Annotated in this window: 14 protein-coding genes and 1 pseudogene; 3 read left to right on the forward strand and 12 right to left on the reverse strand. The window is 70.1% G+C overall.

Going from position 1 to position 19,700, the window contains the following annotated elements; all coding sequences use genetic code 11:
* Positions 1-591: 591 nt before the first annotated feature.
* On the forward strand, positions 592-1,746 hold the full coding sequence (locus tag ACH4VO_RS08380) for a MarR family transcriptional regulator (RefSeq protein WP_360984503.1): 1,155 nt from the start codon (positions 592-594) through the stop codon (positions 1,744-1,746).
* Between the two features lie 179 nt (positions 1,747-1,925).
* On the opposite strand, the gene ACH4VO_RS08385 is transcribed toward ACH4VO_RS08380, so the two are convergent.
* From ACH4VO_RS08385 to ACH4VO_RS08395, 3 genes are all read right to left on the reverse strand, one after another.
* Positions 1,926-2,585: a nucleotidyl transferase AbiEii/AbiGii toxin family protein gene (locus tag ACH4VO_RS08385; RefSeq protein ID WP_360984500.1), complete on the reverse strand. Its 660-nt coding sequence runs from the start codon at positions 2,583-2,585 to the stop codon at positions 1,926-1,928.
* Complete coding sequence (locus ACH4VO_RS08390) at positions 2,582-2,944, reverse strand: hypothetical protein (RefSeq protein ID WP_398440906.1); 363 nt, start codon at positions 2,942-2,944, stop codon at positions 2,582-2,584. Before ACH4VO_RS08390 ends, ACH4VO_RS08385 begins: the two co-directional genes overlap by 4 nt.
* Positions 2,945-3,545: 601 nt before the next feature.
* Complete coding sequence (locus ACH4VO_RS08395; protein WP_360984497.1) at positions 3,546-4,586, reverse strand: M4 family metallopeptidase; 1,041 nt, start codon at positions 4,584-4,586, stop codon at positions 3,546-3,548.
* A gap of 373 nt (positions 4,587-4,959) precedes the next feature.
* On the opposite strand from ACH4VO_RS08395, the gene ACH4VO_RS08400 reads away from it, so the two are divergent.
* Positions 4,960-5,442, forward strand: a complete 483-nt coding sequence (locus ACH4VO_RS08400) for a DinB family protein (RefSeq protein WP_360984494.1) — start codon at positions 4,960-4,962, stop codon at positions 5,440-5,442.
* Positions 5,443-5,882: 440 nt separating this feature from the next.
* On the opposite strand, the gene ACH4VO_RS08405 is transcribed toward ACH4VO_RS08400, so the two are convergent.
* The 3 genes and pseudogenes from ACH4VO_RS08405 to ACH4VO_RS08415 form a co-directional block, all read right to left on the reverse strand.
* The gene (locus ACH4VO_RS08405) at positions 5,883-7,223 is read right to left on the reverse strand and encodes a phospholipase D-like domain-containing protein (protein ID WP_360984491.1); all 1,341 of its coding nucleotides are present in this window, start codon (positions 7,221-7,223) and stop codon (positions 5,883-5,885) included.
* A 187-nt stretch (positions 7,224-7,410) separates the two neighbouring features.
* Positions 7,411-7,854 (reverse strand): annotated as a pseudogene (locus ACH4VO_RS08410) (nucleotidyl transferase AbiEii/AbiGii toxin family protein); the annotation flags it as partial.
* Entirely contained in the window at positions 7,851-8,204 is a 354-nt protein-coding gene (locus ACH4VO_RS08415) for a hypothetical protein (RefSeq protein ID WP_360984488.1), read from the reverse strand. The pseudogene ACH4VO_RS08410 and the gene ACH4VO_RS08415, both read right to left, overlap by 4 nt.
* Before the next feature lie 607 nt (positions 8,205-8,811).
* Here ACH4VO_RS08415 and ACH4VO_RS08420 point away from each other — a divergent pair.
* Positions 8,812-10,923 (forward strand): RNA-directed DNA polymerase, encoded by a 2,112-nt coding sequence (locus ACH4VO_RS08420; RefSeq protein ID WP_360984484.1) that lies wholly within the window; start codon positions 8,812-8,814, stop codon positions 10,921-10,923.
* Between the two features lie 23 nt (positions 10,924-10,946).
* On the opposite strand, the gene ACH4VO_RS08425 is transcribed toward ACH4VO_RS08420, so the two are convergent.
* From ACH4VO_RS08425 to ACH4VO_RS08450, 6 genes are all read right to left on the reverse strand, one after another.
* A complete protein-coding gene (locus ACH4VO_RS08425) occupies positions 10,947-11,513 on the reverse strand; it encodes a hypothetical protein (RefSeq protein ID WP_360984481.1) in 567 nt (188 codons plus the stop codon).
* Positions 11,510-12,700, reverse strand: a complete 1,191-nt coding sequence (locus tag ACH4VO_RS08430) for an XRE family transcriptional regulator (protein ID WP_360984478.1) — start codon at positions 12,698-12,700, stop codon at positions 11,510-11,512. The genes ACH4VO_RS08425 and ACH4VO_RS08430 overlap by 4 nt, the downstream gene beginning before the upstream one ends.
* Before the next feature lie 133 nt (positions 12,701-12,833).
* Positions 12,834-13,487, reverse strand: coding sequence for a hypothetical protein (locus ACH4VO_RS08435; protein ID WP_360984475.1), 654 nt, complete (start codon positions 13,485-13,487; stop codon positions 12,834-12,836).
* 60 nt (positions 13,488-13,547) lie between these two features.
* Entirely contained in the window at positions 13,548-14,660 is a 1,113-nt protein-coding gene (locus ACH4VO_RS08440) for an AAA family ATPase (RefSeq protein ID WP_360984472.1), read from the reverse strand.
* A 5-nt stretch (positions 14,661-14,665) separates the two neighbouring features.
* Complete coding sequence (locus ACH4VO_RS08445; protein ID WP_360984469.1) at positions 14,666-16,543, reverse strand: DUF1998 domain-containing protein; 1,878 nt, start codon at positions 16,541-16,543, stop codon at positions 14,666-14,668.
* The gene (locus ACH4VO_RS08450) at positions 16,540-19,692 is read right to left on the reverse strand and encodes a helicase-related protein (RefSeq protein ID WP_360984466.1); all 3,153 of its coding nucleotides are present in this window, start codon (positions 19,690-19,692) and stop codon (positions 16,540-16,542) included. Before ACH4VO_RS08450 ends, ACH4VO_RS08445 begins: the two co-directional genes overlap by 4 nt.
* Positions 19,693-19,700: the final 8 nt, after the last annotated feature.

Below are 19,700 nucleotides of genomic sequence, written 5' to 3' on the forward strand. Positions count from 1 at the left end.
GCCGTCGGCCGCAGGACACGCGTCGACAGACGACAGCGATCGGTGGCCACCAGACTGACCTCGCCGTCATCGATCTCGATCGGGGAGGGCGGGCCAGCTTCGGCAGGAGCCCCGCCGCACCTCGGCACGCGGCACGGACGTCTTACGGGGCAGGCGGCCCGGAGGACGGCGTCTCGCCGGACGCACGGGGGAGCATGGGGCCCGCGTCTCCCCCGGCAATTCCCGACCTGGACCCGGCACCCGAACGCCGAGCGCCGGGTGCCGAGATTCGGGATTCGAGTGCCGGGATGCGCCGACTCACTCGTTCGTGTGTACATCCGGAGCGCCGGGCCCGGCGCTCGAGCGTCGAGATTCGGGTGCCGGGATCCGGACTCCGGGATCCGAGCGCTCTCTGATAACCGGTAGGTAGAAGAAGGGGGTTGGGAAAACCTCCCCACCCTCCCCACCCCGCCACGGCCAGCCAGTATGACTAAATGTGATCAGCTTGCAACGTGACGTCATGACTGCTTACGGTGCCCCCAACGAAACGACCCCGACACGGTGCGCTAACACCGGCCGGGGTCTCACCCCAAGATCGAAGGAACCGATCTCGTGGCTGCCAAGAACCTTAGCCCTGCCCTGCGCACCCCCGCACCCTCCCACCCGTACCCGAAGTCCCCCCGCGGCTACGGCAAACGCTCCGCACCGGACCAACGCCCACCGCGTGCAGACGACTTCGCGCTGCTGCCCGAGCGTGAGCGCCACATCGCGGGGTACGTCGACCACCTCCCCGACGGCGCGGCCATGGACATCAAAACACTGGCCAAACATCTTCCGCTCTACGGTCAGATGGCCGTCGGCAGCGCCCTCAGGGCCCTGACCGTCGCCGGTCACCTGCGGCGCGCACAGTGCCGGACCGGTGAAGGCGAAAGCCGTTGGGTCACCCTCACGTACTGGTCCCGCACCGCCCGGGACAACGAATGGTGGGACGCCTTCGCGGCAGCCGAAAACACCCGGGTAGTCGCCCAGGAAGCAGCAGCACTACCGGCCGGGCCGCCACCCCCGTGGGCCCCGCTCGACACTCCCGCCGAACAGCAGGTCGCCGCAGGGACACCAGCCCCGCAGATCGCCGCCCCCGAAACCCCCGAGGCACCCCCCGTCACACAGGCCACCGAAGCACCCCCCGCCACGCCCCCCAGGCTCGCCCCACGCACGGCCCCGCAACCGGACCCGCAGCCCACCCCCGCCCACGCCCCGTCCGTGCCGCGACAGCGCACCCCGGAGCCGGTCACAGGCAGCCACCCCTCCCCCGCCTACCTCACCCTGGCCCGACTCGGCCTCACCGACCCCCGCCTGGCCCTCTCCGCCACCGACTGCGCCGCCCTGGAGAACCTGGCCGCCGCCTGGCTGGACCGGGGCGTCAGCACGGACTACCTCACCCACGTCCTCACCACCGGCCTCCCCACCCAGGTCGACTCCCCCGTCGGCTTCGTACGCCGCCGCCTCCGCGACAAGCTCCCGCCGCACCTCCCCGCCACCCCGACACCGGCCTCGCCGGACGCTCCCGCACGCCGCCTGCTCGTGGAATGCACCGACTGCGGCAGGCCCGGCCCCTCCGAAACGCTCCCCGACGGCCTCTGCCGCCCCTGCCGCACCCCGGCACCCGAAAGCGCCCCCGCAGACCCTGTGGGCCCCGAGGACCCTCCCGCCGAACGCGACATCCACGCCCTGGTCGGCAACCTCCGCAACCTGATGCGGACTCCGTAAACCGGCCCCCACATTCCCATGTCGGCGGAATCCGTCACGCTCGTCCAAGGGCGCGCCCCTGCGAACTGCCCAAGGCTCTGCACATCGCCTCGACCGGACGGGTCTTCCGGCCCTGACAGAAGAACGGCCGTACGGACGCCGCGATACGGCCGCGCCTGGCGGAGAGGGGCACGGACTCGTCAGGCGTTCTCGTCGTGGATCCGCACCCCCAGGTCCTCCGCCCACTCCAGCGCCCACGCCTTGAGCTCTTCGATCTGCCGGGCGGTAAGCCCGTACGCGGCGTAGTCCTCGTCCTCGTACCAGTCCGCACCGGTGAGCCGGTCACGGAGGTCACCCAGGTCGAACTCGTCATGGGCGCGACGGCGACCGAGGGTCTCCAGGTCGGCGGTCGACCGGTGGCGGGAGGCGGCCTGGACGTCGATGAGGTCGCGGACGGTGCCCCGGTCGGCGAGAGCGCGGACCTTGGTGCCGATCACGTCGTCGAGGGAGAGGACGAGGCCATAGGGAGTCTGGGCAGGCGGGGCCCAGAAAGCCTCCTTGAGGACGTCCACCTCGCATTCCTCGCCGGTGGCCGGGTCGATGACGAGGAACCGGCCGCTGAGCGGGTCGGTCTGGACATGCGTGGCCCGCCAGCCGCGCGCGGTGAGGCCTGCCGTGAGGGCGGCGACGATCTCGTCCATCGGGGCGGGGTTCTCGGTGGCGACATCGAGATCACGGCTGAAGCGTTCGACCAGGCCGTGGGCCTGCACGGCGTATCCGCCGGTGAGGACCAGAGGGTAGGGAGAGCCGAGGTCGAGGATGTCGGCGAGAAGACGCTCGTGGAGCGGCGTGAGCTTCACGCGGCGGTCGCGTCGACCGGAGCGGTGCGGGGCAGCTCGGGGAAAGCGTCCTCCCAGACCTCACGGATATAAGGGCTGACCAGGCGACGCAGAACGGGCCACTGCTCGGCCAGCAGCCGGTGATGGAGGAGGGCCGCCACGTCCTCGCACAGACCCTCGGCGAGGACGGTCCGGTAAAGCGTCATGCGGGACTTCGGGCGGTCCAGGCTGTAGCTCGTCCGCCCGGACCAGGCAATATGGAGTGGCAGGTCGACGGTGCCCTCGACGGGGCCGGCGAGTTCCCGCAGGTGCTCGGGCAGCCGACTCCGGTAGCGGTCCCGCAGTACCTCGGCGCGGGAGGCGGTGTTCGTCGCATCCATGCATCCAGTATCGCCGACAGAAGGCGGCGGCGTGGCGCACGCGACCTCACAGTGCCGCGCCCCAGGTCCTCCGCCCACGCCGTGAGCTCTTCGGCCTGCCGGGAGGTGAGCCCGTACGCGGCGGCCGGCAGGAGCACGAACCCTGGTGCCCACCACGTCGTCGAGGGACAGGACGGGGCCGTAGGACGTCTGGGCGGGCGGGGCCCAGAACGCCTCCTCGAGAACGTCCACCCCGCATTCCTGGGCGTCGAAGGCGACGACGGTCGCTGAACAGACCCCCGCATGGACCGCCTCACTCGGCCCCCGCCCCGAGGGGCCGAGCGAGGCAGCTCGTACGGCGGTCCTGGGTGGACGGTGACGTTGAGCGCGGTGACGGTACCGCCGTGGGTACCGGTGGTCGAGCCGGTGCGCTTGACGGACTGAACGTCGGCGCGCTCCACCGCCCGGCAGACCTGGGAGTTCGGAGGCACTGTACGTCCCGGCGGGCGCCGCGGCGGCGGCCTGCGGTAGGGCGAGGGCGCACGAGCGGATGGCGACAGCCGTCACGGAGCAGCCGCCGCCCCGCCGGGTCCAGGTCCCGGACCTGGCGGGGCGGAGAGCGTCACACGCCGGGTATGTCCCGGGCAGCGAATGCCTGGCGGACCGCGTCGGCCTCATGGGCCCCGTACATGTCCTGGGCGGTAGCGATCGTCTTCAGCGCCGCGTCCTCGAAGCTGGTGTCCGGCGCGAAGCCGAACTGGGCGTTGACGATGATCCGGTCCGCGGTGCGCGCCCCCAGTGCCGTGCGGATGTCGAAGAGGGCGCGGGACCAGATCTCCCCGTCCGCGTGTACCTCACCCACCTTGTCCGCGTAGGTCTTGTCACCATCCACCCTGCGCAGACAGTGCGGCAGACCGGACGTGTAGCTGACGGAGTCCCAGTCGCCGACGCAGGCGAGATCGGTGTGGCGCGGCCAGCCGTACTTCGCGTCGGCGTGGTCGCCCACGGAGACCGCCAGGTAGTCACCGAACGCCTCCCCGATGGAGCCGGCCTCCTCGGACGTGCCGAAGCCGGGGACCTGGGCGTTGTGCACGGCGTGACCGTACTCGTGGACTATGACCTCGGCGTCCTCGGCGTCGTCAACACCGCCCTTGCCGAAGCGGATCTCGGCCTTCTTGTCGGTGAAGAAGGAGTTGTCCGCGCCCCACTGGTTGATGCGTACCGGCTGCTGCCGCGCGTTGGCGGCGGGCAGTTCGGTGCCGAAACCGAGGCTCTGCAGATACTCCTGCGACTCGTTGACCCAGAAGTAGGCCATGACCTGCTCGAACTGGTCGCTGTGGCGGTCGTAGACGTACGCACCGTCGACCGGGCGCGCCGCTGAGCCGGTCTCCGACCGGATGGTCACCCAGGTGCCGCTGAGGGAGCCGCTGCCGTCGAGGTTGCGCAGCGCCGCAGTGGTGTAGGCCGACGCCGGCACGGCGGTGGCCGCGTCCTTGTCGTCGGTCAGGCCCTGGTCACCGGTGGCCTGAACCGGGTTGACCATGAAGACCCGGGCCGAGGGGTCCTGTGCGGCCGAGGCGGGAATCTGCGGTCCGAGAACGGCGGCCGCCGCCAGGACGCCGATCGAGGCCTTGAACAGCCGGCGGTTGATGGGGTGGGGCATCGTTCCTCCAGAACCCGGGGGGGAGTGGCGTCGCGCCGCGGCAGTCTCCCCCATCCACATCCTGTTTGACCAGTGCGTGCCGGTGGGCCTTCGCCCGACGCTCGCGGGGCCGGTCCGTACGGGAAAGCGGTCACCACGCCGGCGCGCCGCCTCAGTTCACCGTCCTCTCCGGCGCTTTGTCGATGACCCTGACGGGGACCACCTCACTCGGACGTATCCGAAACCGGACAGTTGTCATCGAAGGTGGGTGACCGCTAGGTTTTCTCACCGAAGGTTGAGTGATCGTTTACGGCTGTCTGCCCGCGAAGATGGTGGGGGAACCGGTACGCGCGTACGGCGACCCCCTGCTCAGCGCCCGTGATGGGAGACTCTGATGGGCTCGTTCGATGTGCCGTTGGATGACGAACGCACCCAGCTCGATGCGTTCGTCACGGAGTATCGGAGCGCCCTCGAGGTAACCCTCGACGGCCTCACCGAGGAGCAGGCCCGCCGTCGGCTCGTCCCGTCGGCGACAACATTGCTCGGACTGCTCAAGCACGTCACGTGGATGCAGCGGGTGTGGTTCGAGGAGTGCGTCGGCGGCACGTCCCGTCGGGAGCTCGGCTTGGTTCTGAGCCCGGACGAGTCCTTCCGGCTCGCCGACGACGACACCGTCGCCTCCGTCACGGCGGCCCACCGGGAGGCCTGCGCTACGGCCCGGGCGGTGGTCGCCAACCTGCCGCTGGACACCGTCGTGACCGGCCACCGTGCCGGCCCACGCACGTTGCGCTGGGTGTACTTGCAAGTCCTGCGCGAGCTGGCCCACCACTGCGGGCACGCCGACATCCTGCGCGAGCAGCTGCTAGCCGGCGACTGAATCCGCTGACAGCCCAGCGGGCCCCGGCAGGACGAGGTCCGGCTTTGTTCACGCGTTCCAGGAACGTCTGTTGCTCAGCGCGGGGATCGCCCGGTTCCACGTGAGAGTGATGTCGTCGAGTTTCGGTTCTGGCCCAACTTCTGTGAAGCATCCGCGCTCCGTGACTATGGGCCGCGACCGGCTGGGCCCGGTCCTCCAGCGGCACACTCCACGGCCGGCCCTTGCGGACCGGCGTCCGCACCCTGGCCCGATTGCCCCCATCGAGTACGAAGCCATCATGACCCCACCCGCAGCCCTGGCTGCATAACCCCGACGACCTGCCCCACGTCCTGGCAGTCCCTTCTTCACACGTCCACCTGGGCAGGGTGGCTCCTCGCCCTTGTGTCTGCCTGCGCTCCCTGGCCGGCCCTGACGTGGGTCCTCAAGCGCGTCCAACTTAGTTAGAAGACGCCGCCGTACTGGGACTCGGCAAGGGCGGCGGCGCGCTGGTCGCGGAAGTTCGTCACATAGGCGTCGTGCATCTCGGGACCGGCGTACTTCAAGAGCGTCTCGTCGTTGGCGGTGAGCGCCAGGCCGGTGTAGGTGTGACTGCCCGTGAAGACCAGCTTCTGATCCTTCACGCCCTTGTACGAGCCCTCGATCAGCAGGTACTTGGTGTGGGTGGTCGTGCCGGAGACCTCGGGCGCGGCGGGGTTCGCCGTCCCGTCGTTCTCCAGGCGGTGGAGGGAGATCTTTCCCTTCTCGGTTGACCGCGTCAGCCAGTACGCCGTCTCCCGGTGCGTGCCGGTGGCCGAGTAGTCGGACAGCTTGCCGTAGACGATGTCGATGTAACAGCCCGCGTCGGCGAGCCTCCACAGCTTCTCTGCTACGGCCGGGCGCGAGATGTGTCCGTTGGCGATGCGGATGACGGTGCGGCCGTCTGAGGTGCCGTGGCCCGGGGTGTTCCCGTGACAGACCGGTGCGGCGGTTCCGTCGGCGTTCGGCACCGGGGTCTCGACCATGCTGAGGATGTTCTCGACGACGTCGGTCGAGGAGCGCGGGAAGAAGTAACCCTTGGCCTGCCCGGCCTCCACGTCGATCGCCAGGTCGCTCACCGCCTTCGACCCGTCCGGCTGAGCCTGCGCGGCCGCCATCAGGTCGAAGTAGCGAACGTAGCCGGTGTGCAGGGCGGCGTTGTCGGTCACGGTCATCGCGTCGTTCCAGCCGGACTCCCGGTCCCACGTGGTGAGGTTGCCGGAGGACTGCACCACTATGTTCTCGACCACCGCGCCTGTGGTGGGCGAACCGCTGCCGGTGGATCGGGAGAACAGGAAGAACTTGTTGTGGTTCACGCCGCCCGTCCCTGCGGCCAGGCACGGACGGCCCGCCGCGCACACCCGGAACCACGACGTCTGATCGGGCGCGGCCAGCACCGCGAAGGCGGCCTGGAGCTTGTCCCGGACCACCCTCCCCGACGTGCCCATCCACTCCGCAGCGACGCTGGTGTCATCAACGATGACCTGCACGTTGACGTTCCGCTGGTGCGCCTTCACGAGCTGGTCGGCGAGCCAGGACGACCCGAACGCGTACAGGGATATGCGAATGGTCGATCCGGCGGGGGCGCCGTTCACGAGGCGGCCGAGGTGGCTGAGGATCGCGCCCTGTTCGGCGGTCGTGCCGCTCGGCCTGTTGAAGATGACGCCGGTCTTGACGAGCGTCTCGTCCTGCGCGGTGGCGGCAGGCGCACCGATCACGAGAAGGCCCACGGCGAGGAGGGTGGCGAGGAGTCTGTTTCTGATCACGCACGTCACCGTACTGCGGGGTGCGCGGACATCGCCGCCAAGTTCGCGGGGTATCGCGGCGCGCAGGGACGGCGTGACCTCGTGGGGCCACGCCCTCGGTTCCGGTGTCGCCGGAGGGGAGGCCGACGGCGTCCGCGACGCCTGGGGCGTGAACGAAGTCGTCGGTTGCCCGCTCGGGCGGGTCCAGGTGGCGGGAGGCGGCCTGGACGTCGATGAGGACGCGGACGGTCCCCCGGACGGCGAGAGCACGGACCTTGGTGCCGATCACGTCGTCGAGGGAGAGGACGGGGCCATAGGGAGTCTGTGCAGGCGGGGCCCAGAAGGCCTCCTTGAGGACGTCCACCTCGCATTCCTCGCCCGTGGCCGGGTCGATGACGAGGAACCGGCCGCTGAGCGGGTCGGTCTGGACATCCGTGGCCCGCCAGCCGCGCGCGGCGAGGCCTGCCGTGAGGGCGGCGACGATCTCGCCCATCGGGGCGGGGTTCTCGGTGGCGACATCGAGATCACGGCTGAAGCGTTCGACCAGGCCGTGGGCCTGCACGGCGTATCCGCCGGTAAGGACCAGAGGATAGGGAGAGCCGAGGTCGAGGATGCCGGCGAGAAGACGCTCGTGGAGCGGCGTGAGCTTCACGCGGCGGTCGCGTCGACCGGAGCGGTGCGGGGCAGCTCGGGGAAAGCATCCTCCCAGACCTCACGGATATAAGGGCTGACCAGGCGACGCAGAACGGGCCACTGCTCGGCCAGCAGCCGATGATGGAGGAGGGCCGCCACGTCCTCGTACAGACCCTCGGCGAGGACGGTCCGGTAAAGCGTCATGCGGGACTTCGGGCGGTCCAGGCTGTAGCTCGTCTGCCCGGACCAGGCAATATGGAGTGGCAGGTCGACGGTGCCCTCGACGGGGCCTGCCAGCTCCCGCAGGTGCTCGGGCAGCCGGCCGGTAGCGGTCCCGCAGTACCTCGGCGCGGTGTTCGTCGCATCCACACATCCAGTGTCGCCGACAGTAGGCGGCGGCGTGGCGCACGCGACCTCACCGTGCTCCTGCCTTCGTGCGGTTCAGCCCACGGCGCAGGAGCTGCAGAGGGCCGATCCGAGCAGGCGACCGGTTCTGGCATCGGGACGAGCGGTGGGGGCCGAGCCGCTGCGGAGTCGGCGCGGCGGCGGTAGGGGTCGTCGAGCCCGCGAGCACATGACACATCGCGGGCAGTAGCGGCGAAACCGGTTCCGGCGGACGGCCTCGTACGTCCGCCTCCGCGTCGGAGGCTCGCGGCCGTCATCCCTGCTGCCGAACGGTGTGGTGGGCTCGCTGTTCGGTGTGTCACCGGGTGGCCTGAACCAATGAGTTCAGATCAACGGCAGGCTACGATCCACCTCAACGCAGTCGGCCGGTCTCAGGAACCCATCCCTTGCGGTGGGCCCTCCGGTCCGGGGCACCTCGGTGGTGATCACATCGGGTGCTGGGGATCGGGCCCTGTGCTTGCACAGGGTGGCGGAGGGATACAGCGGACCGCCCGTGGCGTTGCGGTGGAACGACTCAAGGTGAGGCCCGCCGACTGCGTCTCACAGGGAGGGACGAGGCGGTTCGGTGACGATGGCAGACAACTTCCTGCACCTTGACCCTGCGCAGTTCCTCAAGGCGGTGGTCAGCGGCTCGATCTTCCCGTACACCGAGCACCGGATCCCCAAACACAGCGGCGGGATACGGACGTTGCACGCTCCGGTCCCACGGTTGTCCGAGTTGCAGCAGGGAATCCTGGCCCGTCTGGGGACTCTTCCGGCCGGGTTCCAGCCTCACCCCGCAGCATTCGCCTACCGAGGTGGCCGCTCGGTCGTGGACTGTGCCGCCATCCATCTGCGTGCCCACACCGTGATCCGCCTGGACATCGCCGACTTCTTCGGGAGCATCCGGGAACGGCATGTCCACGCCGCACTGAAGGACGCCTGGGCTCGCCCGACGGAGCGGGAGTACCGCATCGATCTTGTGGAGGCCGGTGACGGCTGCCGGAAGGTCGGCCTGCGTCGTGTCGGCCGCACCCTGAGCACGTACACCACCGCCCGGCTGGTCACCGTGTCTCCGCCCGGGCCGAGCCGGACGTGGACGAACCGTGGCACCGGGCGTCGCAGTGTGTACCTGGAGGCCACGGGGCAGAATTTCACCGTCAGCCGGCCCGACTTGCTCTACAAGGACACCCGCGAGGGGTTCCTGCCGCAGGGCGCTCCTACCAGCGGATACCTGTCGAACATCGTCATGCGGGACGTCGACGCCGCGATCACGCACCTGGCAGAGTCCCTGGGGCTGCGCTACACGCGCTACAGCGACGACATGTACTTCTCCAGTCGGCGGCTCGTTCGCCACGAGAAGGCTGACCGCCTCGTGAGCGGCGTGAAGAAGGCACTGACTCCGCTGGGCATGAGACTCAACACGAAGAAGACCTACGTGGCCCGTCCCGGTGCACGCCGCAGCGTGCTGGGCATCCTCGTCGACGGCCCCACTCCTCGCCTGACGCGCGAGTACAAGCGCCGCATCACCAAACATGTGCGAGGGGCCGCGTCGTTCGGTATCGAGCAGCACAGCCGTCACCAGGAGTTCAAGGGCCTGGCCGAGCTGGACGCCCACGTGACCGGACTGCTGTCGTTCGCGCACATGGTCGAGCCCGGCTGGGCCGAGGAACAACTCGCGGACTGGAAGCGGCTGCGCGAGATCCCACTCGAGCACGAAGAACCGACGAGCGCGCAGCACGGGCTCGATTGGTACTGGGACGAAGAGGTCGAGGTCTCGCAGTCAGACCTGGCCAAGGCCTCGATCGACGACCTCGTCCGCGGCGCCCAGCGCTATCGCTCGTCCGCGGACTACCTGCAGATGCTCGAGTTCGTGGGCCGGTTCAAGCGGTACGCCCCGTTCAACGCGATGGTGGTCCACATCCAGAAGCCCGGGGCCCGCCATGTCCTGTCCTCCTCGGAATGGATGTCGAAGTACCGGCGCGTGCTCAAGCCCGGTGCCCAGCCGCTGCTGATCTTCCAGCCGCGCGGGCCCTACATGCTCGTGTACGACGTCGGGGACACCGAAGCCCTGCCCGGGGCTCAGCCTTTGCCCAGGACGATCACCGCCCCCGCGTCGGTGTCCTCTCGGGTCGGCGAGAAGAAGCTCGTCGAGGTCTGGCACCACACCGGGACGAACCTCGCACCCCTGGGAATCCGGCTCACCCTGGTCAATGACGGGGCCTCCTCCTGCGGGCGTGCGTATCGCAGCAGGTCCGGCGGGTTCGTCGAGCGTTCTGGCAGCAGGCCCGGGGATCGACCGGAGAGGTACCCGACGCTGTTCGAGATCGAGGTCAACCGGAACCTGCCTCTGCTGGACCGGTACGCCACCCTTGCCCACGAACTCGGCCACCTGTTGTGCGGGCACCTCGGTGCGGGCCCCGGGGGCTCCTGGCCCGACCGGAAGTCGCGGCCCTTCTCCGGTGAGGAACGCCTCACGGCCCATGCCCGCAATGAGGTCGAGGCCGAGTCCATCGCCTACATGGTCCTCAAGCGGCTGGACCCGGATGTCCAGATGGGCGACTACATCATCGGACACCTCGGCCTCGACCAGCAGGTTCCGGAGAGCGTTGCCCTCAACCTCACGTTCAAGGCCGCCGGCCTGATCATCGAGATGGGCGGAAGGCGCCTCTCTGCTACCAAGCTCCAGAAGCCCAAGAAATGATCTGGGCGCCCGCCCTGGACGGGTCAGTCCAATAGGCGCTCGGCGCGGTCCGGAACGCCACGGATGTGCCGGCCGTCGGCGACCATCCCGAGGAGGAGACGGTGCCCCTCCGCATGATGGATGAGCCCGGACACGGCGGCCTCGCGCATGAGGGTGACGGTGTTCTTGACGGGAATCCCGCGCGCCGCGGCGTACTCGCCCGCGTCGCGGTCGTCCGTGATCCAGACGGCCCCGGCGAACTCCTTCCTCGTCTGGATCAGGGCGAGGGTCTCGGCTTCGCCCAGATGACGCAGGGGCTCGCTCGGAATGCCACCGAAGACCGCTCGTCGCAGTCGGTCCGCGAGAATGATCTCAGCCTGGGTGCACAGTTCGATCGGCTCCCCCAGCCAGCCCTCGACGGGGAGTTGGCCGAGGTCGCGGACGTAGGCGGCGGAGCGGCGGGCCTCCTCCGCCACCGCTTCGGTCCAGCGGCCACACCCGCCGAGCACCTTGCGGAGGAGATCCAGACGGCTCACGGCACCGAAGTTGCAGAGAACCGTGTTGTCGGGGAACAGGCTGACGCGGCTGGAGTGGTCCGGGGGGTTGGTCATGGCTGGAATACCGGGTCGCCCTTCTCATCCTCCGGCAGCGCCCGCGGGGCGCGCGACGGCTCGAGTATGGCTCTCAGGTCATCGACAGTGCAGTCCAGATAGGCGGCCAGAGGGCGGAGGGTCGTCTCGCCGGCCTCGTACGCGGCGTGCAGTTCTGCCATCGGGACGAGTGGCGGGCGCGCCACGGCGGATTCGGCGCGGTGGCGGTAGTGGTCGTCGAGCCGCCCCGCGAGGACGTGGCAGATCTCGGTGGTGAAGCCACGGAACCTGTCCCGGCGGGCCGTGTCGAGGAGTCCGATGCGGTGGAGTCGCGCGGCCAGCGCGCTCGGCGAGACCTTGAAGGCGACGACCAGCTCGCTGAGTTCGGCGTCCGTGGGAGCGTTCCGGTCGGTGACCGTGCGTTCCCAGACAGCTCGCACTTCGGGTTCGGGCATCAGGAAGTGGGCGGCGAAGACATTGGCCCTCACTTCGGTGTAGTCCTTCTGCCTGCCGGGTTCCGGTACCGCGTCGGCTCGCAGGTCCTGGGCGTCCCGGGCGAGGAGGTGTCCCACCTCATGGGCCAGGGTGAAGCGCGCCCGGGTCCATTCCTGGGTGGTTGCGAGCAGAACGATGCGGAAGTCGTCGGACTGCCACGTCGCGCCGGAGAGGGCAGCCTGGGTGGGGAGGTCGACGAGCGCCACGTCGATTCCGCAGTGGTCCGCGAGGAGGCGGGTGAGGGCCGGGAGATCCATACCGGCGAGAGCCCCCGCGCCTCGCCGCGCGAGATGGTCCGTGAAGTCGGACGCGAGGCGTTCCCCTTGGTCGACGTACCGCTCAAGTTCAGGGCGGGGCTGAGGCAGGTCGGGGATCGTGCGGGGCCGGCCGAGCAGGTCCAGCACGTCGTAGGCGTTCTGGAACCGGCAGGCGATGGCCTCGACCTCGGCCCACCGGGACCCTTCGGCCACCGCACCGACGGAACGGGCGGCAGAGCGGGGGCGCACCGGCTCGCGTCCACCGAGCAGGTAGTCCACCGTCGTGCCGGTGGCCTCCGCGATGCGGGCGAGATCCAGGGAGCTGAAGCGACGCACGCCGCTGAGCGACTTGGAGAGCTTGTCCGGGGAGAGGCCGACCCGCTCGGCGAACGCGGTCTGGGAGAGGGAGGCTGCGTCCATGACTCCACGTACACGGTCGATCACAGTCTCGGTCATTTCCTCACCGTATCGACGTGTTGCGAAAATCGCAACATGTGCGCTGTCCTCTGCGCCCTCTCGTCCGACTTACGGCCCCGCCCCATAGGCACCTGACCGGTGCAGTACCCGTGGGCACGCCCTGCTCACCTGTTCAGGCACCGGGCCAATTAGACGGAGGCTCCCCGAAGATGGTGCGTGCGGACTTGATCGTCACTCGTCCTACGAGATGGTTGCCACCGGCGCCGAGCGCGGCGCCGATACCGAGTGGCACCTGTTTGCTGAGCACCAGGACCCCCTGTTTGGTCCCGTATTTGGTGATGAACCGCGGACCCAGCACCTTGTTGACCCGATTGATCGCGCTCATGGGGATCGCATCGACGATGCGCCGTGCCCAATGGAGGCCTGTGCGCCCGATCATTTTGTCTAGAGCCGTGATCGCTCTATCGCCGAGAAGGACCGTCAGGACCAGGAGCCTGCGTCGCTCGATGTCCTCGGGATGCGTGCCATGAACCTCGGCCAGCGACAGCGTGTAGAGCACGGACGCTTCGGTGAAGAGCAGGACATCGGCCAGAGCTGTCGGAATCCCGGTGCCGGGCACGATCCCTGCCGCGCCGGATGCCCCTCCTGACACTGTGACGCTGAAAAGGTAGTGGCGATCCAACCGCCGGATCAGATCGAGCGGGGTGTCGTCGGGGTGGGATCGCCGCAAACCAGCGACGTGCCTCTCCGCCAGCGGCTGCTGGACGACCAACGCCTTGTCGAAGGTCTGCTGGATAAGCCCCTTGGTGCCATCGGTCCTACTCATCGGGGTTGTGGTCCTCTCGCTTTGTGCGCGCGTAAGCCCTGGCGTCGAGATATCGTGCCGTCATCCCGTCCGCACCCACCCCTCCAGCCCCTCCAGGTGCCGCGGCAACCTGCTGCCCTGCCAGCCCAGCACCAGCCGCTGACGCGCGCGGGTCATCATGACGTAGTAGGCCATGCGCAGGGTCGCCGCCGTGGGGTCGGTGGCGGAGTCGGACTCCGCGTCGGCGATGACGACGGTGTCGAAGTCGAGGCCCTTGACGCTGGCGCGGTGGACGACGACCACGCCGGGGCGGGCGAGGTCGAGGTCGCGGTAGCGGCCGGCGGTGGCCGCCGAGCTGTAGAGCTGGGGTTCGTGGGCGAGGCCGGAGCGTTCCAGGCGTCGCATGAGGTCGGCCGCCGTGCGCGAGGAGTTGACAATGACGCCGATGCGGTCCGCCGGGTGCCGCGCCGCTGTGGTTGCGATGTCGTCCGCGAGGTCCTTGGCGCCGGAGTAATGGCGGAACACGGGCAGGACACCGCTGCGGAAGGGCATGGGGGAAGCGCTGCCGCCGGTGCGGAAGTGGTCGGCGAGGGACGCGATCTCGCGGGTGTTGCGGTGGTTGCCGGAGACCTCGGCGCGCCCCGTCGCGCGACCGAGGGCGTCGGTGATCTCGGTGAGGGTGGAGTTGGTGTCGGTGAGGCGCTGGCACTCGTCGGCGAAGACCGTCACCGATGCGGCTGAGAGGCGGACGAGCCGGTAGAAGCCCGGAGACAGGTCCTGGCCCTCGTCGACGACGAGGTGGGGCGTGGCCGCCTCGTTCTCGCCGAGGGAGGCGGCGGCCTGGTGGGTGAGGGCCGTCCAGTCGAACCAGCCGTCCTGGGTGCGCGGTGCGGCGTACCCGAAGTGCTTCAGGACCCAGGCATGAACGGTGGATGCCTTCACCGGGGCGCCCGGGATCGTGAGGCCCTGGAGGGTGTCGCGCAGGAGCTGGCGCAGCAGGTTGGAGCGCGACAGAAGCACGGTGGGGCGGCCGGTGAGGGCGAGGTGGACGGCGCGGTGCGCGGCGAGCAGGCTCTTGCCGCTGCCGGGCGGGCCGCTGACGACGTGGTTGCCCGTCAACGGCAAGGCGTCCAGGCAGTCGCGCTGGGCCTGCGTGAGGTCGGGATGGAGGACGGGGGTGTTCGTGGTGGTCATGGGTGTCATCCCTGAACGATGGCGGCGGCGTACTCGCGGCTCGCGGTGAGGACGTCGGTGAAGTAGCCGGGGACGCGGGCGGAGCCGACGACCAGGGCACGGTCGAGAAGAGTGTTGCCGGTCTGGCAGCTCGTCTCGGGCAGCAGGGTGCAGGCGTGGCAGGCGGCCCGGTTGAGGTTGCCGAAGCCCTGGCCGGTGTGCTCGGCGCACAGCGGGTCGGCGGAGCACCAGGCGGCGGCCTCCAGCATGCGGATGAGCGTCTCGGCGAAGTGCGGTGCCTCGCCCTGCCGGACGAGGCCGCCGAGTGTGCCCTCCGCGTCACCGGCGGCCGTGTAGATCAGCAGTCCGTGCTGACCGTGCTCGGGGCGGCCGTAGACGCGCTCGCGCAGGCTGGCCGTGGTATAGCCGGAGTCGAAGGAGAGCTGGCGGATGAGGAGGTGGGCGACCGTGTGCAGGAGGAGGAAGCGGGGGGAGAGTTCGCCACCGGCGGTCTCGGCGAGCTGGTCGCCGCGGAACGACGCGTCCAGGTCGGCACGGATGGCGTGGACGTGGGCCCGGACGCGGGGGTCGCTCTCCCACGTGGTCAGGCGCTTGTCGTCGAGGGTGAGGACGATGCCCTCGCCGTAGACCTCGGTGGCCGGCAGCCAGCGCAGGCGTCCGCTGGTGTCGGCGGGCACGAGCGTGCCTCCCGGGGAGTGGCGGCGGAACCCGGTCAGCGCCCGCACCTCACGGAGCCGGTCGGCGAGGACGACGCCGCCGATGTGCTCGTCGAGGGCGGCCCAGGGCTCCTCCGTCTCCCCGTCGAGGCCGAGGCCGCCGCGGCGGACCGCGAAATCGCCCGTGGGCTCGGGAAGCAGGGCGGCGTCGAAGGCGTTCCACTCGTCGCGGCTGAGGTCGGTCTTCCGTGCGTCCGGGCCGGCTGCGGGAGGGGTGGGCGCGGGAGCGCCCGTGGCCTCCGCGACGAGCTGGTCGATGAGGCTGTCGGGTGCCTCGGTGTCCTCCTTGATCAGCCTGCGGAACGTGTCGGCCCGGGACTGATCGGGGGCGTCGAGCAGGAGCGGCCAGCAGCCATGGCCGCGGACGGCCTCGGCCGCGTCCTGCTCCGCGCGCGGGGGTTCGGCGGACTGCGGGATGTCGAGGGCCGAGTACACGGCCGGGTAGTAGACGTTGCCGGCGGTGCGCTGCACGATGTGGACCTGCTGCCCGCAGGTGGCGTTCTCGTCCCGGCGCTGCCAGGGGTTGCGGCCCGGGCAGTGGCCTCCCTGGGGTCCGAGGACGTCGAGCAGGTCCCGCTCGGCGCCGCACGGCTTGCCGTCCTGCCGTGTCGCTCCGCAGCGCACCGAGAGCGCTTCGAGTCCGGAGGCGCGGTCGGCGACGCGGAAGCTGAGCCGGCGTGCCTTCCACGGGTGCTTCTTATCCGGGCAGGAGTCGCGCAGTTCGGGTGCGAGGCGGGAGTGGGCCCAGTACCACCAGTCGACGTCGTCGAGGTGCCCGTCGGCGCAGATGCGGACAAACCGCATCGGCGTGAGGCGGGGCGCGGCAGCGCAGGACGCGCACACGGGCGGCTCGCCGTGCTTCTCCATCTCGCGCAGGAAGCGGACCATGCTCCGGCAGGCGCCGCAGAAGAGCCAGCCGGGGAAGCGGACGTGGGGAACACCGGGGCGGTCGGCCTGGTCGTAACGGTCGTTGAGGGTGTGGGGCGCGGCGTAGAAGCCCTTGACGCCGAGACGGGCGGCGAGCCGGTCGGAGGGGACGGACGTCTTGAGGTCCGGCCACCTCTCGATGCCTGCGGCGACGAAGGACTCGCCCTGCACGTCGAGCACGGCGCCGACACCGAACGGCAGCACGGTCTGTGCCTGGCGGACCCGGAGTTTGCGCTTCACTTCCCTGCTCCCGTCACGGTGATCTGGCACTCGCGGTCCACGCTGCGCATGGAGTTGAGGGTCTCCCACAGGCCGTAGCGCTGCTCGAAGGTCTTGAGGAGGTTGTGCTGGCCCTTGCCCTGGCTGCGGTAGTAGAGGTCCTTACCCTCGGCGGCAGCCGTCCGGGCCTGCCGGTACCAGTCGTCGAGGAGGTAGCCGAGCTCCGCCCGGACGTCTGCGCGTACGGCGTTGGCGCGTACGGCGTCGGCGCGCGTGGCACCGCGCTCGGCGGCCGCCGCGCGCTCGGCGAGGGCGTCGGCGATCCGCTCGGCTTCGTCCCGGTGGCCGGTGATCCGGCCGGCCTGGTTCTCCGCGGCCAGGCCGAGCCGGTGGCGGACCAGGACGACGAGTGCGGCATGCAGGGCGCGGCGGCGGGCCGGCGGGGACCAGGGGGTGACGCTGGCGGGTTCGACATAGCGGTACAGGGCCCGGTGGTAGTCGATGAAGGTCTCGTAGTGGGACCGGTCCCGCGGGCGGGTGGCGTTGAAGTAGGTGACGACCAGACCCGGCACGCGGTGGCGGCCGACGCGGCTGGTGGCCTGGATGTACTCGGCGGTGGTCTTGGGCTGGCCCTGCATGAGCATGTAGGCGAGCCGCTTCACGTCGACACCGACGGAGAGCATGTTGGTGCACGGCAGGAAGGCGACCGACAGGGGGTCCTCCCAGGGCTTCTCCAGACGGTCGAGGAGGACGGGCTGCTCGGCACGCTTCAGGTTGCTCGTCAGTTCCTGTACGTCGCCCAGCACACGGACGCCGGTACCCTCGTCGAGGCCTCGGAGCTGGGCGGGGATGTCGTCACCGGCCGCGGTGACGGTACGGCCGAGTTCCCGCAGGCTGTGGTGGTAGGCGACGAGCGTCCAGTAGGAGTCGCGGTGCTCCTCGGGAAGCTGGTGGACGCCCTGGAGCATGGCAGCCGTGGTGGCGACGGCGCCTCGGCCCGCGGTGTGGCCCTGGGCCATGACACCGAGGTAGAGGCGTCCGGGGCGACCGCTGTCGGGGACGGCGAAGAAGCTGTCGCGGGCGTCGGGACCGGACGGCGGGAACAGCTGGACGTCCTGGTGGTGGAGCGCGCGTACCTGTTCGGCCGAGCGGCGGATGGTGGCCGTGGCGGCGACGATCTTCGGCGGACGGCCGTCCGGGCCGGTGCACAGCTCCAGGACGGCCGCCTCGTAGAGGCCGACCGTGGTGCCGAGGGGTCCGGTGAGCAGATGCAGCTCGTCCTGGATGATCAGGGACGGGGGCGGGTTGCCGGTGCCCGCGCCGAAGAGACGGCCGGAGTCGGGCTCCCAGGCCAGCCGGGCGAACTTGTCGACGGTGCCGAGGACGAAGGTGGGCGGGTTCTCGTAGAGGTGCTGGTCGACCACGGCGACCGGCAGGACGTCGTGGAAGCAGCACTCGTCCCGGGGACAGTAGAAGGCGAACTCGTCCTTCTCGGCGTGGACTCCGTAGTCGGACCGGACGCTGGACCGGTTCGCCGGCAAGATGCGCGTACCGCACCACGGGCAGCGGTCGAGGATGAAGACGTCCTCGGGGTGGGTGGCCTCGCGCTGCTGGTCGAAGGCGTCCTTGGCTGCCTGGAACTTGTTGGGGGTGGTCGTCTCGCCGACCCACAGGCCGATGGTGACCGGCTCGCTCCCGAGACCGAGTCCGGGTTCGCCGCGCCGCAGGTGTTCCAGTGCGCAGATCGTGGTGGCGGCGCGCTGGAACTGCTGGGTGGTGAGCAGACTCAGGGTGTAGCGACTGACGACGGCGGTGCCGCCGCCCTCGCCGCGAATCCGGCGCAGGGCGATCGTGAAGGCGGCCAGGAGCAGGTACGCCTCCGTCTTGCCGCCGCCGGTGGGGAACCAGATCAGGTCGGTGGTCCCGCGGTCGCGGTGGCCGGGGTCGGCGACACCGTCGAGGGCGAGGAGGAAGAAGGCGAGCTGGAAGGGGCGCCAGGTGGCGTCGGGGTCGACGGGCGGGTCGAGAGCCACGGCCTCGGAGCGCTGGCGCCGCCGGCCGGCCTGGTCGGAGGCGGAATGCCGCATCTGCAGCAGCATGACCCGCTGGGCGACGCGGAAGGCGGCGAGCAGTTCGGGGCGGTCGGGGTCGCACAGGGTGCGCACGCCCGCTTCGATGCGGGAGACCGCCTGGCGGACGCGGTCCAGGATGCGCTCGGCCGCCTCCCGTCCCCAGGGGGGTACCTCGACGGAGCGCTGACCGACGTACCAGGCATGGTAGGCGGCGGCGAACTCGGCTAGCTCCTCCCGGAGTTGATCTCGGTCGACGGTCGGGTCGACCAGGTGGGAGAGAATGAGCACGGGGGCGTCGAGCGGACCGCCGGCGCGGAAGGCGGGCACTTCGGCGCGCGGCAGGATCTCGCAGGCGAGTAGTTCGACCCGGTCTTCCTCGCCGCGTTCCTCACGTACGGCGCAGCCGTGGCCGACGGCATGGGTGACGACGTGGCGGTACTGCAGGCGCAGTTCGCGCTCCTCGGGGTCACGGCTGGCGAGCCGGACGCTGGGGTAGGGCAGCACGGGAGCTCCGGCGGGGCGGACGGTGAGCCCGCACTGGAACAGCATGTCGTCCCAGCTCGGCGCCTTGCCGCCGGAACCGTCGTGGTGCTTCTCGTTGATCAGGGCGACGGTGATCAGCATGCCGTCGCCGTAGGAGCGACGGGTCACCTGGATCTTCGCCCGGCTCTCGAGGACGGACACCTCGCTCCGGTCGGGGCCGATCGTGTGCGTCTCGGGCGGGAGCGGGACGCGCTGCCAACGGCGCCCGCGCCCGAACTCGTTGCGTCGCGTCTCGTAGCGGGCGGCGGTACAGCTCACCTCGATGTGGACCGCCTTGGTGTAGAAGCTGAGGCCGAGGGAGGCGGGCAGCCAGCTGTTGGTCTCCGGCACGGGATCGGCGGCCGGGTTCGCGTCGGGGGCGTCCTCCTCGGCGGCGGGCGCCTCGGGCTCGTCGGCCGCGAGGGCGAGCTGCCGCTGGAGGTCCGCCTGTTGCGGGTAGAGCGTGCCCATCAGGTACTGCCGGTCGGGCGGCGCGTCGAGCACCTCGTCGTCGTCGCCGACGGGGCCGACGAGTTGACGGGTGAGGTAGTCGACCAGCTCCTGGCGCGGGTCCATGTGCGGGT

The sequence above is a fragment of the Streptomyces sp. NPDC020780 genome (assembly GCF_044334475.1).
Classification (GTDB): domain Bacteria; phylum Actinomycetota; class Actinomycetes; order Streptomycetales; family Streptomycetaceae; genus Streptomyces.

What these genes read in the sequence shown, in the direction of transcription:
- ACH4VO_RS08390 (WP_398440906.1), bottom strand. Translation starts at nt 2,944, where the DNA reads ATGGATGCGACGAACACCGCCTCCCGCGCCGAGGTACTGCGGGACCGC.
- ACH4VO_RS08395 (WP_360984497.1), bottom strand. Translation starts at nt 4,586, where the DNA reads ATGCCCCACCCCATCAACCGCCGGCTGTTCAAGGCCTCGATCGGCGTC.
- ACH4VO_RS08400 (WP_360984494.1), top strand. Translation starts at nt 4,960, where the DNA reads ATGGGCTCGTTCGATGTGCCGTTGGATGACGAACGCACCCAGCTCGAT.
- ACH4VO_RS08420 (WP_360984484.1), top strand. Translation starts at nt 8,812, where the DNA reads ATGGCAGACAACTTCCTGCACCTTGACCCTGCGCAGTTCCTCAAGGCG.
- ACH4VO_RS08425 (WP_360984481.1), bottom strand. Translation starts at nt 11,513, where the DNA reads ATGACCAACCCCCCGGACCACTCCAGCCGCGTCAGCCTGTTCCCCGAC.
- ACH4VO_RS08430 (WP_360984478.1), bottom strand. Translation starts at nt 12,700, where the DNA reads ATGACCGAGACTGTGATCGACCGTGTACGTGGAGTCATGGACGCAGCC.
- ACH4VO_RS08435 (WP_360984475.1), bottom strand. Translation starts at nt 13,487, where the DNA reads ATGAGTAGGACCGATGGCACCAAGGGGCTTATCCAGCAGACCTTCGAC.
- ACH4VO_RS08440 (WP_360984472.1), bottom strand. Translation starts at nt 14,660, where the DNA reads ATGACCACCACGAACACCCCCGTCCTCCATCCCGACCTCACGCAGGCC.
- ACH4VO_RS08450 (WP_360984466.1), bottom strand. Translation starts at nt 19,692, where the DNA reads ATGGACCCGCGCCAGGAGCTGGTCGACTACCTCACCCGTCAACTCGTC.